The organism is Paenibacillus qinlingensis, from assembly GCF_013204845.1.
Lineage (GTDB): Bacteria > Bacillota > Bacilli > Paenibacillales > NBRC-103111 > Paenibacillus_E > Paenibacillus_E qinlingensis.
The window spans coordinates 19104-33024 of the sequence record NZ_JABMKY010000012.1 but is presented as its reverse complement, the minus strand read 5'-3'; the positions used below and the strand labels follow the sequence as shown (position 1 = coordinate 33024).

13 protein-coding genes are annotated in these 13921 nt (G+C 47.6%); 11 read left to right on the top strand and 2 right to left on the bottom strand.

Annotated features, from left to right (window positions below; translation table 11 throughout):
- Positions 1-27: 27 nt before the first annotated feature.
- The 3 genes from HQN88_RS20705 to HQN88_RS20695 all read left to right on the top strand — a co-directional run bounded on the left by HQN88_RS20705 (position 28) and on the right by HQN88_RS20695 (position 4497).
- The gene (locus HQN88_RS20705; RefSeq protein ID WP_173116070.1) at positions 28-3393 is read left to right on the top strand and encodes a cadherin-like beta sandwich domain-containing protein; all 3366 of its coding nucleotides are present in this window, start codon (positions 28-30) and stop codon (positions 3391-3393) included.
- A 103-nt stretch (positions 3394-3496) separates the two neighbouring features.
- Positions 3497-4078 (top strand): NUDIX hydrolase, encoded by a 582-nt coding sequence (locus tag HQN88_RS20700; protein ID WP_173116068.1) that lies wholly within the window; start codon positions 3497-3499, stop codon positions 4076-4078.
- On the top strand, positions 4075-4497 hold the full coding sequence (locus tag HQN88_RS20695) for a DUF1284 domain-containing protein (protein WP_173116066.1): 423 nt from the start codon (positions 4075-4077) through the stop codon (positions 4495-4497). The genes HQN88_RS20700 and HQN88_RS20695 overlap by 4 nt, the downstream gene beginning before the upstream one ends.
- Before the next feature lie 31 nt (positions 4498-4528).
- On the opposite strand, the gene HQN88_RS20690 is transcribed toward HQN88_RS20695, so the two are convergent.
- Together HQN88_RS20690 and HQN88_RS20685 are read right to left on the bottom strand one after the other, a co-directional pair.
- Positions 4529-5176, bottom strand: a complete 648-nt coding sequence (locus HQN88_RS20690; RefSeq protein WP_173116064.1) for an SOS response-associated peptidase — start codon at positions 5174-5176, stop codon at positions 4529-4531.
- A gap of 130 nt (positions 5177-5306) precedes the next feature.
- Positions 5307-6419, bottom strand: coding sequence for a GGDEF domain-containing protein (locus tag HQN88_RS20685; protein ID WP_173116062.1), 1113 nt, complete (start codon positions 6417-6419; stop codon positions 5307-5309).
- 153 nt (positions 6420-6572) lie between these two features.
- Here HQN88_RS20685 and HQN88_RS20680 point away from each other — a divergent pair, with 153 nt between their 5' ends.
- The 8 genes from HQN88_RS20680 to HQN88_RS20645 all read left to right on the top strand — a co-directional run bounded on the left by HQN88_RS20680 (position 6573) and on the right by HQN88_RS20645 (position 13864).
- Positions 6573-8774: an ATP-binding protein gene (locus HQN88_RS20680; protein WP_173116060.1), complete on the top strand. Its 2202-nt coding sequence runs from the start codon at positions 6573-6575 to the stop codon at positions 8772-8774.
- Positions 8775-8996: 222 nt separating this feature from the next.
- Positions 8997-9575: a Pvc16 family protein gene (locus tag HQN88_RS20675; protein WP_235550420.1), complete on the top strand. Its 579-nt coding sequence runs from the start codon at positions 8997-8999 to the stop codon at positions 9573-9575.
- Positions 9576-9588: 13 nt separating this feature from the next.
- Positions 9589-10392, top strand: a complete 804-nt coding sequence (locus HQN88_RS20670) for a beta-sandwich domain-containing protein (RefSeq protein WP_173116058.1) — start codon at positions 9589-9591, stop codon at positions 10390-10392.
- A 126-nt stretch (positions 10393-10518) separates the two neighbouring features.
- Positions 10519-12252 (top strand): phage tail sheath family protein, encoded by a 1734-nt coding sequence (locus HQN88_RS20665; protein WP_173116056.1) that lies wholly within the window; start codon positions 10519-10521, stop codon positions 12250-12252.
- 41 nt (positions 12253-12293) lie between these two features.
- Positions 12294-12728, top strand: a complete 435-nt coding sequence (locus tag HQN88_RS20660) for a phage tail protein (RefSeq protein WP_056612231.1) — start codon at positions 12294-12296, stop codon at positions 12726-12728.
- 106 nt (positions 12729-12834) lie between these two features.
- Positions 12835-13206, top strand: coding sequence for a phage tail assembly protein (locus tag HQN88_RS20655; protein ID WP_173116054.1), 372 nt, complete (start codon positions 12835-12837; stop codon positions 13204-13206).
- A gap of 11 nt (positions 13207-13217) precedes the next feature.
- A complete protein-coding gene (locus HQN88_RS38455; RefSeq protein WP_081787256.1) occupies positions 13218-13400 on the top strand; it encodes a DUF6760 family protein in 183 nt (60 codons plus the stop codon).
- A 17-nt stretch (positions 13401-13417) separates the two neighbouring features.
- Positions 13418-13864, top strand: coding sequence for a phage tail protein (locus HQN88_RS20645; RefSeq protein ID WP_173116052.1), 447 nt, complete (start codon positions 13418-13420; stop codon positions 13862-13864).
- The last annotated feature ends 57 nt before the right edge of the window (positions 13865-13921 follow it).

The following is a 13921-nucleotide window of genomic DNA, read 5'->3' as shown; positions in this document are numbered from 1 at the left end:
CAATTGAACATTTGAGGAGAGATATTCATGGACATCATTCGGAGTTCGCCCGGCAGGCGGCAAATTGTACGGACCTTTCTAGCAACAGTGTTATTTACAACTATCATATTAACGGCAATATCCATATACAGTCAGACTGTATTTGCTGCGTCCGATTGGAGGATGGGTGCAGGTGGATCCGGCGATCCAGCGGCACTCGGTTTTGATCCATTCGGGCTGGATGTCGATCCCGTTAATGGCTACTTTTTTGTAACCGATGAAAGTAATTTCGCAGTAAAAATATTCGATTCGAACGGAACAGCGGCAGGGACGTTAACTGCCTCCTCTGGGAGCTTCATGGAGCCTCTAGCCATTAAGTTGGACGGGGCAGGTCATATCTATGTAACGGATAAGTGGTACCTTTACCGATTTGATGTTACCTTTTCAAGCGGTGTTTACACGTTCAGCAATATGATCAAATGGGACGGCAGTAGCGTTAATCCTTCGGTAGGCAGACTAGATTATGCTCAGGGAATCGCTGTGTATGGCAACGATCTGTACATCGCGGATACGAATAATAATCGCGTGCTCAAATTCGATGCGCACGACTTCAGTTCAACGAGTAGTCCAGAGATATGGTCGGGCGATTTGGACTCCGATCCGATCATAAACGCGACAATCGATAATCCTTTCGGTATCGCTGCAGACAGTTCCGGCGTATACATCGGCAACAATAGGAACAATAGCGCTGGAAAAATCATCAAATTGAAGACCGATGGGAGCACATGGATTCGTACGATCAATGCTCCTAAAGGCTTCAGCTTGCATACTGACGGCTATTTGTATGTAGCGGTCAATGGAAGTGCTGGCAGCCTTGTTACCCGGTTCGATTCAAGTTTGAACGAAAACTCGGTATATTTTACAGGCAACTCGAACGCAATTGCTCCTGCTAATGTCGGATTTGATTATACGGGGGCGCTGTATCTAAGCACTTATGCCCAAATGGTGGGATACGAAAGTTATAATACCATATGGAAGCAGTCGCTAGGGTCGCCTGACAACCGGCTGTCCGGGCTAACAGCAAGCGGAGTTACAGTTAACCCGTCGCCATTCTCGCCGAACACTCAAGACTACACAGCCAGCGTGGCGAGCAACGTTACCACAACGACGGTTACGCCAGTACTAAGTGATACTACAGCTAGTGTTACTGTTAATGGTACGAGCGTAACCAGTGGCAGTGCCTCATCTTCCATTACATTAAGTAAAGGCTATAATACGATTCCAGTCGTCGTGACGGCCATCAACGGAGCAAAGCGGACCTATACGATCAAGGTAAACCGTGCGCCATATACGGATGCAGCGCTAAGTGGGCTTACCGTTAGCAATGGAACACTCAATCAGACGTTCGATACAGGAACGTTTGCCTATACGGCTACTGTAGCCAATAACGTTACATCGGTAGATGTCACACCAACTTTTGCTAACAGTCGTGCAACACTGAAAGTAAACAACGTGCAGGCTACAAGTGGGAGCCCGTTCGCTGTTTCTTCACTTGTTGTGGGACCGAACACAATTACCGTTAGCGTCACTGCCGAAGACGGTACCACAATGCAAGATTACACTATCATGGTCACGCGAGAACCTTCAGCTATTGCTACGCTAAGTGCATTGCTAATAAGTCCGGGAGCATTCCGCGAAACATTCGCTTCCGGCAGAACTACCTATACGGCAGACGTGGCGAACAATGTCTATGAGATGAACGTGACACCGACCGTCACAGACGGTATGTCGTCGTTAAAGGTTAATGATGTAGCGTCGGTGAGTGGCGCAGTCTATGGTCCGATCCCGCTTGCTGTCGGTGCGAACACCATTACACTGCTCGTCACTGCACAGGACGGCACAACGACGACTTCGTATAGCATCATCGTCACGCGGGCTCCTTCATCCGAAGCTACGCTAAGCGCGTTGACAATAAGTCCGGGAACCTTCCAAGAAACGTTCACTTCGGGCAGGACCGCCTATACGGCTAGTGTCGCGAACGATGTCACTGAGATTACCGTGACGCCGACCGTCACAGATAGTTTGTCGTCGTTAAAGGTTAATGATGTAGCGTCGGTGAGTGGCGCTGTCTATGGTCCGATCCCGCTTGCTGTTGGTGCGAACACCATTACACTGCTCGTCACAGCACAGGACGGCACGACGACAACCTCGTACAGCATCATCGTCACGCGAGCTCCATCATCCGAAGCTACGCTAAGCGCTTTGACAATAAGCTTGGGGGCATTGAATGAAACGTTTGCTGCCGAAACGCTTGCCTATACGGTAAATGTAGAGCCGAATGTTTCTTCCATCAGCGTGACGCCTGTCTCCACCGAGAGCCATGCGACGCTCATAATGAATGGCATCCCAGCGGCAACTGGTAGTGCTTTCGGTCCGATTGCACTAAACCCGGGTTCAAACACCGTAACCATTGTGGTCACAGCACAAGATGGCATAACGCAGAAGTCATATCGTTTGGACATTATCCGAAGCGTTAGTAACGAATCGACCGAGCCCGTATTTAATGCGGCAGATTTAGATTCCCTGAGCTTGCTAGCTGATGAGGAAACACTTGTCCTAAGCCCAACATTCAAAAGCGACATACGCTCGTATACGGCAAAAACAGCCGCGAAGAAGATACATTTTACAGCAAAAACAATTTACATGGATGCCAAGGTTAGCCTGCTAGGCAAGAACCTCCAAGAGGAGGCGGAAATTGAATTACATCCTGGAGACAACACCGTTGCGCTGCAGGTAACACACATAAGTGGACTGTCGCAGACTTATACCATAACCATTTACCGTACTACAACCGAGGCACTGCCTGTACAGCCTGCTGGTCTAAATGATATTGCCGGAAATTGGGCGGAAGCAGAAATACGCAGAGCAGTAGCTCAAGGTTGGGTTGCTGGCTATCCAGACGGCTCGTTCCATCCAGAACGCGAAGTGACAAGAGCTGAGTTTGTGCAGTTGTTGGCTAAGTCCCTTGGATGGAAGCAACCGGAAGCAGGGAGCTTGCCCGGTTATGCCGACGTAGATGACATCGGGTTGTGGGCACGGCCGGCAATTTCAATGGCTCTTCAGCTGGGCATTATTAACGGCTATGAGGATGGAAGTTTCCGTCCTAACCGTTCGCTGACGCGTGCGGAAATGACCATGCTGATCGTCAGATCGTTGGGATTAACTGTAGAAATGAATCAATCAACTTCATTTGCTGACAATTCGAGTATTCCTTCTTGGGCGTTGGCCTATATCGCCGAAGCGGCAAAACAGGGCCTCGTCAATGGATTGGACAATAATTTATTCGGGCCGAACAGTACGGCAACGCGAGCCCAAGCCGTCGTCATACTAACAAGATTGATGGCGCGAGAGTAGGAGCGGTTGTTGTGTTGCAATAGAGGGTTGCCTATTGTCCATCTTTCGCAGTATCCTTGCATATAGATGATTAGACGATGAATGATCAAGGGAGCTGAGACAGATGGAAGTCAAATTTTGCAGTAGCTGCGGAGCTGCCATGGAGACGCGTGATGTGGATGGAACGGAGAGACGGGCCTGCACAGCGCCAGAATGTAGTTTTGTACATTGGGGGAACTACAGCATCGGTGTCGGAGCGCTTGTGATGAAGGATGAGAAGATTTTGCTTGTGCGCAGAGCGCAAGAACCTGGGAAAGGCCGCTGGACGAACCCTGGTGGCTATATTGAGCAGCATGAATTGATTCAAGAGACGATTGTACGAGAAGTATTGGAAGAATCCGGTGTCGAGGCGTCCGTCTCACGACTGGTTGCTGTGCGCGATCTGCCAAGAAGCATTCATAATGTGTACATAGCCTTCGAAATGACTTACATTAGCGGAATTCCTCAGCCGGATGGCGTTGAGGTAGATGCAGCAGGCTTTTACAGCCTAGAAGAAATGGCTTCCATGCCAGTGGCTGATTTCACGAAATGGCTCATTGATGTCGCCTTGCATGCCAAAGGGGATGGTCTAATTGAGGATAAAGAACCTGTCATTGCGATGGCTGGATACGGATTGTACCGTGTACCCAAGGTTAACAACGTATGATTGGGCTTCGCGGACATCACCTGCTCTGTTTGTTAGGCTACCGAGGAATGGGATATTCCCCAGCGTTTTGTGAAAATATGACGACGGTCTATGAGCAGCTGCGCACAGAGCCTGAGACGATGATTCGCGTTGTGCTCGGACCTGACGATCTGTGTGCGGAATTTCCGAAGGATGAAGTTGCGCATTGTGAGAATCGGACTGTATATCAGCGAGACGCAGAGATCGTTGCCAAGCTTGGCTTGGAGGTGGGGATGGAGCTGACCTGGTCCAGCATTTGCGGTCAAGTTGCTCTTGAAGTAAAGCCCACAGATATCAGCAATCTCTGTGCGACATGCCGTTGGGAGCCTTATGGTGTTTGTGCGGAAGGCGTACGTATTGTAGGGGAAGGTGGCGCATTGCCGCCTGTACCGAGGAAGTAAAAGGACTTGCGCGTAAGCGCAAGTCCTTTTTTCATACAAAAATACTGACATCGGAGCCTATTTCCAGCTTCTCAGCTGGGGAAGAAAGAATATTTGCGACCATCCGCATCTCATCGATGGGTTGTAGATAGGATCTTAACTGGCGACTATCCTTCTGGTCGGGCTGCAGCCACTTCTCCATCTGTTCCTCATCCAGAATAGCTGGCATGTTTATGTGGTACGGAGAGACAACAGAGTTGGATTCCGTCATAAGCATCATGCACGTGCGAAGTTCCTCTCCCCCTGAAGGGGCTTGCCAAATGTCGTACAGTCCGGCAATGCCGAACGTGCCGCTCCGCATTTTGAAACGAATCCACTCCGTCTCCTTACCTTCCGTTCGCCCCACGTAGAAACTGCTGCAGGGGATGACACAACGTTGTTTTTTGACGATGCGCTCGAACACGATATTGGAGAAAATGGAATTGCGATCACCGCATACAGCATCCTTTGCCCAGAAAGGCATTAACCCCCAGCGAAATTCATCTAAAATACGCTCTCCCTTGCGATTGATCATCACAGCAGATACAGATTCAGTTGGGCGGACCTCATACCGATTGGAACTGTAAGATAAGAGCCGATCTACGCGGAATTGCTTCATGACTTCGTGAACATCAGCCAGAATGGCTATGGAATGACACATGATTATCACCTCATTTTGATTTTCATTATTGTTTTCCTAATGCAACCAATTCATGTATAAGGCTTAACACTTTTTTCCACGGCAATTCCATATGAAAAAACCAGAAGCATTCTGCTCCTGGTTGTAAGGGTTATTCAGCTATTGGCATTTGAATATCGGCAGCATGGACATGTATCCGGTTTTTGCCGTTGCGTTTGGCGGTGTACAAGCATTCGTCGACAAGCTGGAACCATGCCTTTTTCATCGTATTTCGATTATAGGTCGCGAGTCCAATACTCATCGTCAGTCTTTGATCCGGCATTTCAGGAATGATCGTATCACGTACGGATTTCATGATTTCTTCGCAAATGGCAAGCACATCTTGTTGCGATTTCCCTACGAATAATACGGCAAACTCCTCACCGCCATAGCGAAAGGACATATCATCTGGTCCAAGCACCTCTTTAAGAATGGAGCCGATCGTTTTGAGCACGACATCCCCAACCCAATGACCATAATTATCATTAATAAGTTTGAAATTATCGATGTCCATTAAGGCAAGCTCCAGTGGTGTATCATGAGGCATATGCGAAATGAGGTGGTCTGTATGCTCTTGGAAAGAACGATGATTGAACAATTCGGTAAGCGCATCGACCTTGGAAAGACGATCAATCATGACGTTACGAATCAGCAGATCTTGCTCACGTATGACAGAGTGTTTAAGCTTGGCAATCAGTTCGAGTCCACGGCTCATAATGGCAAAACAAAGCATAGACGTTGCGGTCAAGGTGGTCAAAGAGACGATAATTTCGTAAGGGTTTGTTGTTTGTCCTTGTATCATCGGTATGAGGAATAGAATGAATAAATAGACAACACCTAGACTGAAGGCGAAAATAACATATTTCTTATGAAAATAAATCGAGGCTAATAAAATCGGCATGCAAAGCAGCTCATAGCTGTGCGTCATTTCAGGAATACAAAGGATGAAAATACTAACCATGGTCATAGTCCATACGATCATGATAAACTCACTATAGTTCTTCAAATAGTGGATGGCCAAATAACCTAGGCCCATAAGAAGAAGCTGCAACGTCGTAGGGAGAAGTTGAAAACGCATAAAGCTATTGAACCAATTCGACGGCTGCTCGGTAATTTCATAACCTAGAGCAATCGTAGCAGCTACTTCATAAATGATGAGGATCCACCATAACGTTAGAATGAGTTTTCGATTCCAAGTCGGATCATGTGCTGGAAATTGTTCCATCAGAAGGTGGCCACTTTCCTTTCAGGGCAGTAGGTGTCGAAATGATTTGTGCCTTATCCTGATATTGTAAAGAATAACCCCCTCTTTAGGCAAGCTATTAATGATGTTAATCGAATCGTTTTGAAAAAATATATATAGTCATTGGGGAGGCCTATGACAGCTCTAGGGTATGTGCATGCATGGGAACATTATAAGGATGAGCTTGAACTGCTAGATAAGAAGCTAGAGCTTCTCTATAAGCGCCGTCAAAAGCTTACACCTGATCCACAAACAGATTCATTCCGCGGGATGTTTGTATCGGAGGATGAATTTATTCGTCTTATTGGCGGATTTGGCAGTGAAGAAGAGATTGATGAGGATGAGCAAGACGTACTCAGTATGATAGAACAGCTAGAGAGTGCGATTGTGAGTCGCCTTGCAGAAAGCCGCAAGGGGGGCACATTCCTGCCATTAGCCTATCTATCCACCGTCTTCGGCTTCTCATCAGTAGAAGAACGCATTGTCATGCTGGGGCTTGCCGTGGAATTAGATCGGAAATATGAGCGGATTTTTGGTTTTCTACTGGACGATTTAACTAGCAAAACGCCAAATATTAGCTTAGCGCTGCAAATTGCTTGTACGAGTCCAGAGGACATGAGGGCTGCGCGTACGACCTTTATGGCACCTGACGGTCGGCTGGCTCGCTATGTGCTGCACCCAGACACATTGGTTGTTAGTGGACAGACGCTGCTATCTAGACCCTTGCAGCTGGATAAACGGATTGTGACCTTCCTGCTGGATTCAGGCGAGCTAGACCCGAAACTCAAGCCAGCTGTGGAGATCATATACCCGGATGATGAGATCTCCCCCTTGCTTGTGCAGGAGGACTTCCAACAGCGATTACGGGGCTTCATTGCGGATATGTACGAAGCGCCAGCAGCTGAACGCAAACGGCTTGCCTTCCATCTCTGGGGGAATGCCGGTTCTGGCAAAAAACTGCAGGTGAAGCATCTCAGCCGTTCCTTCCATAAGCCGCTGCTATTGGTAGATCTCGCTGATGTACAGCTGCATGCGTCGAGCTTCGATGAACAGATTAGCCTTATGATTCGCGAAGCGATTCTTCATCAAGCCATCCTGTGCTTCACACGGCTGGAGGTGCTTTACCCTGCAGAGCCGGACTTGGCTGCGCAGCAGCGGCTCGGTCGGTTCCATGAGCTGCTCGACGGCTATGGCGGCATGGTATTTCTCTTAGCCGGTCGGTTCAACCGACTGAGCTGGAAGCCCAAGGAGCGGCTGCTCCTTGAGCATGAACTTACCGTGCCTGACGAAGGCGGGCGCGAGCGCCTTTGGCAGGCATTCGCGCAGGAGATCGGCGCCGGCGCGGATGTGGACTATCGGGTGATGAGTGGGAAATTCCGCTTCACCCCGGGGCAAATACGCCGCGCGCTCATGCTCGCGCGCGGGTACTCATCCTGGCAGGCAGCAGCTGCCGGGGCCGGTACTTCAGGCGCGCTGCGCAGCGACGCGCTGTATAAGGCGTGCTACCAGCAGGTGCAGCACAAGCTGGAGCGCAAAGCAACGCGCATTGAGCCTCGCTATGGGTTTGGGGATGTCATCCTCCCACCCGAGCAGAAGGATCAGCTCCGCAACGCGTGCAATCAAGTGAAATATCGCGGCGTTGTGTACAACGATTGGGGCTTCGAGAAGAAGCTGGCCTACGGCAAAGGGCTCAGCATGCTCTTCGCCGGTCCCCCAGGCACAGGAAAGACGATGTCGGCACAGGTTGTAGCCGGCGACCTGCAGCTTGAGCTGTATAAGGTTGATCTCTCGCAGGTGATTAGCAAATACATCGGTGAAACCGAGAAGAACCTGCACGAAATCTTCGAAGAAGCGCAGCTGAGTAACGCGGTTCTGTTCTTCGATGAGACGGATGCGCTTTTCGGAAAACGCTCCGAAGTGAAAGATTCACATGATAAGTACGCGAATATTGAAACAGCGTATTTACTCCAAAAAATGGAGGAGTACCAAGGTATCACTGTGCTCGCTACCAATCTATTAAATAATATTGATGAAGCCTTCTTGAGGCGGATCAATTATGTCATTAAATTTCCATTCCCGGATAGTGAATATCGGGAGAAAATATGGCAGTCGATGTTTCCGCCAGCTGCACCGCTTAGCAACGATGTTGATTTCAAATACCTTGCACAGCGATACGAGATTGCGGGAGGGAACATCAAGAATGTCGTTCTTTCTTCTGCATTTTTGGCTGCTGAATCGGGTGAACCCATCCGCATGGGGCATATTATCAAATCCATTCGACATGAGTTGCAGAAATCGGGTAAAATCCTCGCACGGCAGGAGTGGGAGGATTACTAGATCAGTAGACAGAGGGCAATCTTACACTTGTGTGAGATTGTCCTCTGTCGGTTATATACGCCGATTTTCAGTCAAAAATCGTCATTTTTCGGGACAAAAGCATAAATAAATACAAGAATCCTATAGTCAACCTGTCGGTTTACATTTATAATAGAAAAAGATACACAAAGTGACAGATTAAGCATCTTTTTCACATGATTTATAGGTATTTAGAGGCAGGAAGTGACACTCATAGGCAATTATTCTGTCATCGCTGATGTAAGTGCATCTTTAGTCAAGCTACTTAGAGAAAACATGACCCCAGATCCCATCCCGCAACCAGAAATGATTGGGCTCGCATCACCTGTAGATAAAGGGGATTTCTATCTATCACTCTATCTATATAATGTTCGTGAGAGCGGCAATAATCGACAAACGCATATGATAGCTAGAGGGACGAACGAGATTCAGTTTCCTCCTATGGTTGTGGATTTAAGTTACATCGTTACGGTACAATCGCCAGCTGAACTTTCTTCGAGAGCATTGGATGAGCATCGGATCCTAGGCAGAGCAATGCAAGTATTCTACGATCATTCGATCCTTCGAGGTTCGATGACAGTGGGTACATTGGCTGAGCAAGATGAAGAAGTTCGTATTATCATGGATCCGTTTAAAGGTGAGAGCCTCATGAACATGTGGAATTTCTCAGACACCCCTTACAGACTCTCAGTTGCTTACACAGTGGGGCCTGTACATATTGACTCAACGCGCATCAGAACAACAAAAAGGGTTTCGGAAACCGATTTTCGTATTCAAGGTTAGGAGGATTTCACCCGTGGATCAGATTCGAATTTCACAATTGAGATCCCGCGTTTCCCTGGTTGTGTGTGTGATTGACGCACTCACCTCTCAAGCTCCTCTTGGCAACACGACCAAAGTTCACCTAGAAGGCACCCGTTCGAAAGCAATTCGTAAATCGAATGGTTCCTATATATTTAACGACTTATCCCCCGGCGAATACCGACTATCGGTACATAGCGAGTACTATTTTCAGGAACACACAAACATCACCGTTAACGCACACAATTTTATCGAAGTTGTTCAAATGAAACCGTTACCTTCATACCCTTTTTCTCAAGGGGCAGGACTGATTCGCTTCATGCTTCAGAACGCAGCTGGCTCTCCAATTCGCGATGCTCACTTACAGTCGACCGTACTGACGGAGGACTGCGCGCGCGCGCGCGTGATGGTTGATCAAGCCGACAAAGGTGCTAGTGAAATGACATTAGGGTCATTTACAGGAGGCATTGTAGTTGGTGATGTGTACCTGCTGCGAGGGAGAGGTTCCCAACCTGCGGAAGAAGTCATCCGCATTTCCGAAGTGCTGGAGCACCAGAAACGGTTTCGACTTGCGAACCCATTGACGAAGCCGTATACGCGTGGCTCTATGCTGCTGCCCGTTCAAGAAACCCGTAGTACGGAACGTGGAGAGGTTGCCATTGCTTTTCGAGGCAATCGGATACCGACGTTTCATACCGAATTGGTTATTACGTATGGGACGGATAGCGAGCATACGATCAAGGATCTCGCAGTCGTAGAAGGAACAACCACTAACCTAGGCACGATACATCTCGCGTAACCCTAATTAGTAGAATGGACACGTCCATCTTCTATACAAAATGACAAGCAGAAAGGAGAGAACTGGTTTCATGTCTTTGGCCATATTTAATGAGTAAGCAGTGCCATCTGACTGAACTGGGGAACAATGGCTGACTATTTATCACCTGGAGTCTATGTGGAAGAGTTTGACAGCGGAGCACAACCGCTTGAGGGTGCAAGCACAAGTACGGCCGGGTTTATAGGGCTTGCGCAAAGAGGGGAAATTGAAGGTGTCCCTCAACTGGTTACGAGCGTAGCTGATTTCCACCGTTTATTCGGTAGCTACTTGTCCGAGAATGAATTCGGCGAATATCGTTTCCTTTCTTATGCGGTAGAGCATTTCTACTTAAACGGAGGCAATCGCTGTTTCGTTATGCGTGTAGCGCCAACTGACGCGAAAGTAGCAACGAACAAAGCGGCTACGAATAAAGAATCAGCAATTCTAGAGATTGCTTCCAAGAACCCTGGAACATGGGGGAACCAAGTTCGTATCGTTGTTGTGCCAGCTAGCAAAGCTAAGACGCAAATCTATGAAGTGCTAAGCGAATCACAATATCGCGTTAAAAACAACGCTGGCTTTAACGTTGGCGACGTAGTTGCTTTTGAAGCAGCAGGCGTGAAGCAATACAGCAAAGTAGTAGCTTCCCAAGATAACATTATCTCATTGTCTGAAGCTCTTGATGGCGATGTTGTTGATAGCGGATTGCTACCTGCTAAAGTACTGACAACAAGTGAATTTACACTTCACGTATTCTACGGTGACGAAGCTGAGACGTATGAGCGGGTATCCCTGAACATCACGGCAGCGAATCACATCGAGAAAATTGTTTCCCGCTCGAACATTATTACGGTGAAGGATTTGACTGAAGGTCAAGATCTTGGCGCAATTGCTCCTTTCGAGGTGCTTTCTGGCGAGAACGAATCCGTTGGCAAATTCCAAATCGCTTTGTCTGGCGGCAGCAACGGTTCCATTGCGAATGTAACGCCTGATATTTACATGGGTGTTGACCGTGGTCCGGGTAAACGTACAGGGATTCAGTCCTTCATTGATAACGATGTCGTGTCCATCATCGCGATTCCAGGTGTAACTGAGCCTACGGTTCAATTATCCCTTGTAGCGCACTGTGAAAACTTGGGCAGCCGCTTCGCGGTTCTCGATATTCCACGCGAGAAAACCAAGGTAACGGATGTTATGACGCACCGTAACATCTTTGACAGCTCTTATGCAGCGATGTACAACCCATGGTTGCAAGTATTTGATCCATTAGACAAACGCAACATTTACATACCGCCATCTGGTTCCGTCATCGGTATCTACTCCCGTTCCGACCAATCCCGTGGTGTTCAAAAAGCGCCAGCGAATGAAGTTGTACGCGGTGCAGTTGGCCTAGATTGCCAATATAACAAAGGCGAGCAAGATATCCTGAACCCGCAAGGCGTTAACTTGATCCGTCATTTTGCAGGACAAGGTATTCGTGTATGGGGTGCTCGTACAACATCGTCGAACGGTTTATGGAAATATGTGAACGTTAGACGTTTGTTCATCTTTATCGAAGAGTCCATTAAGAACGGCACGAACTGGGTTGTCTTCGAACCGAATGACGAACAGCTTTGGGCGCGTGTACAGCGGACGATTGATGCGTTCTTAACGCGGGTGTGGAGAGATGGTGCTTTGATGGGCGGAAGTCCTTCTGAAGCGTTCTACATTAACATTGGCCGCAGCACAATGACACAGGATGATATCGATAATGGTCGATTGATCTGCGTAATCGGGGTTGCTCCGGTGAAACCTGCCGAGTTCGTGATCTTCCGTATTACTCAGAAAACAAGAGAAGAATAGTCTAACGTTAGATATTACGCATATTAGGAAAGGGGTATATTATGGCTGGCGAACGTAGGGATCCATACCGCAATTTTAGATTTAGAATTGAAGTAGAAGGTATTCAACAAGCTGGATTCAGCGAAATTTCTGGATTTGATGCTTCCTTATCGGTGATTGAATACAGAGAAGGAAACGAAACCATCACGCCTCGGAAGCTTCCGGGTCTTGCTAAATACGGTAACATCTCATTGAAATGGGGAGTTACAGACTCCATGGATATGTACAACTGGATGTCAGAGTCCATTCAAGGCAAAATCTCCCGCAAAACGGTCACGATTATCGCGATCAACGAAGAGGGCGGAGATGTAGCTACTTGGCAGGTTATCGAAGCATGGCCATCCAAGTACTCAGCACCAAGCTTCAAAGGGACTGGGAACGAAGTTGCTATCGAGAGCTTAGAGCTTGCACATGAAGGCATGACACGTACGAAGTAATGTTTAGTTAGAGTAGGTGCCGGAGCGAATACCTCCGGTTCCTGACTCTTCTTTTTGTTCCAATAGAAGATTTTATTGTTTTCACCACGAAGGAGGTAATGACACCATGGCTTTCAAAACAGAATACGAATTCGAACTCCCTAGAGGGTATGTAGATGACAATGGTACGCTTCACAAAAAAGGTGTTATGCGCTTAGCGACAGCTGCGGATGAAATTTTACCGATGCGTGACCAACGTGTTCAGCAAAACCCAGGCTATTTAACGATTATTTTGCTTACACGTGTCATTACAAATTTAGGGGACTTGCGTGCGATTGATACACGTGTCGTTGAGAAGTTCTTCACAGCAGATTTGGCATTCTTGCAAAACTTTTATCGCCAAATTAACGAAATGGACGTGCCAAGAATTCATACAAGTTGTCCGAAATGTGAGCACGAGTTCGATGTGGACGTGTCTTTTTTGGACGAGATGGCGTAACGGGCTACCCCATTGACAAAATATATGAAGAAGTAGGCTTCATTGCTTACTATTTTCATTGGTCACATGATGAAATTATGTCCATGGAACACCGTGAACGCCGTACGTGGTGCGAGGAAATTTCCCGTATCAACCGTAATTTGAACGAAGAAGGTAAAAAACAGCCAGACAATCCGTTTGATGTGTTTCGGTAAGAGGTGAGTAACAAACAATGGCTAAACCATCCAAATTGCATAATGTAGGCGGCAACTTTCGTTTTCTCGTTGAGCTTGATGGACTGATCGTCGGAGGTTTCTCCGAGGTGACAGGCATGAAGTCGGAGATTGAAGTAAAGCCGTATTGGGAAGGTGGCTTGAACACCCATCCTCACTACATGGTTCAACATACGAAGTACCCGAACATTGTGCTCAAAAGAGGTATCAGCAACTCAAGTGAGTTGTGGGATTGGTACAATAATGCTGCACAAGGCAAAATTAGTCGTAAGAATGGCTCTATTCTTTTATACAACGTCGAAGGTAAAGAGATGTGCCGTTGGGAATTCACAAGCGCATTTCCTGTGAAATGGAACGGACCTGATCTCAATGCAGGCAACGCCAATGTGGCGATCGAGTCGGTCGAGTTAGTGCATGCGGGGTTGAAGACGATTTTTAAGAAATAAGATGATGGCAGGATGTTACTGCTAAAGCAAAGCTTAAGATTTACGCTTACGAAGTCA

What these genes read in the sequence shown, in the direction of transcription:
- HQN88_RS20705 (WP_173116070.1), top strand. Translation starts at nt 28, where the DNA reads ATGGACATCATTCGGAGTTCGCCCGGCAGGCGGCAAATTGTACGGACC.
- HQN88_RS20700 (WP_173116068.1), top strand. Translation starts at nt 3,497, where the DNA reads ATGGAAGTCAAATTTTGCAGTAGCTGCGGAGCTGCCATGGAGACGCGT.
- HQN88_RS20695 (WP_173116066.1), top strand. Translation starts at nt 4,075, where the DNA reads ATGATTGGGCTTCGCGGACATCACCTGCTCTGTTTGTTAGGCTACCGA.
- HQN88_RS20690 (WP_173116064.1), bottom strand. Translation starts at nt 5,176, where the DNA reads ATGTGTCATTCCATAGCCATTCTGGCTGATGTTCACGAAGTCATGAAG.
- HQN88_RS20685 (WP_173116062.1), bottom strand. Translation starts at nt 6,419, where the DNA reads ATGGAACAATTTCCAGCACATGATCCGACTTGGAATCGAAAACTCATT.
- HQN88_RS20680 (WP_173116060.1), top strand. Translation starts at nt 6,573, where the DNA reads ATGACAGCTCTAGGGTATGTGCATGCATGGGAACATTATAAGGATGAG.
- HQN88_RS20665 (WP_173116056.1), top strand. Translation starts at nt 10,519, where the DNA reads ATGGCTGACTATTTATCACCTGGAGTCTATGTGGAAGAGTTTGACAGC.
- HQN88_RS20660 (WP_056612231.1), top strand. Translation starts at nt 12,294, where the DNA reads ATGGCTGGCGAACGTAGGGATCCATACCGCAATTTTAGATTTAGAATT.
- HQN88_RS20655 (WP_173116054.1), top strand. Translation starts at nt 12,835, where the DNA reads ATGGCTTTCAAAACAGAATACGAATTCGAACTCCCTAGAGGGTATGTA.
- HQN88_RS20645 (WP_173116052.1), top strand. Translation starts at nt 13,418, where the DNA reads ATGGCTAAACCATCCAAATTGCATAATGTAGGCGGCAACTTTCGTTTT.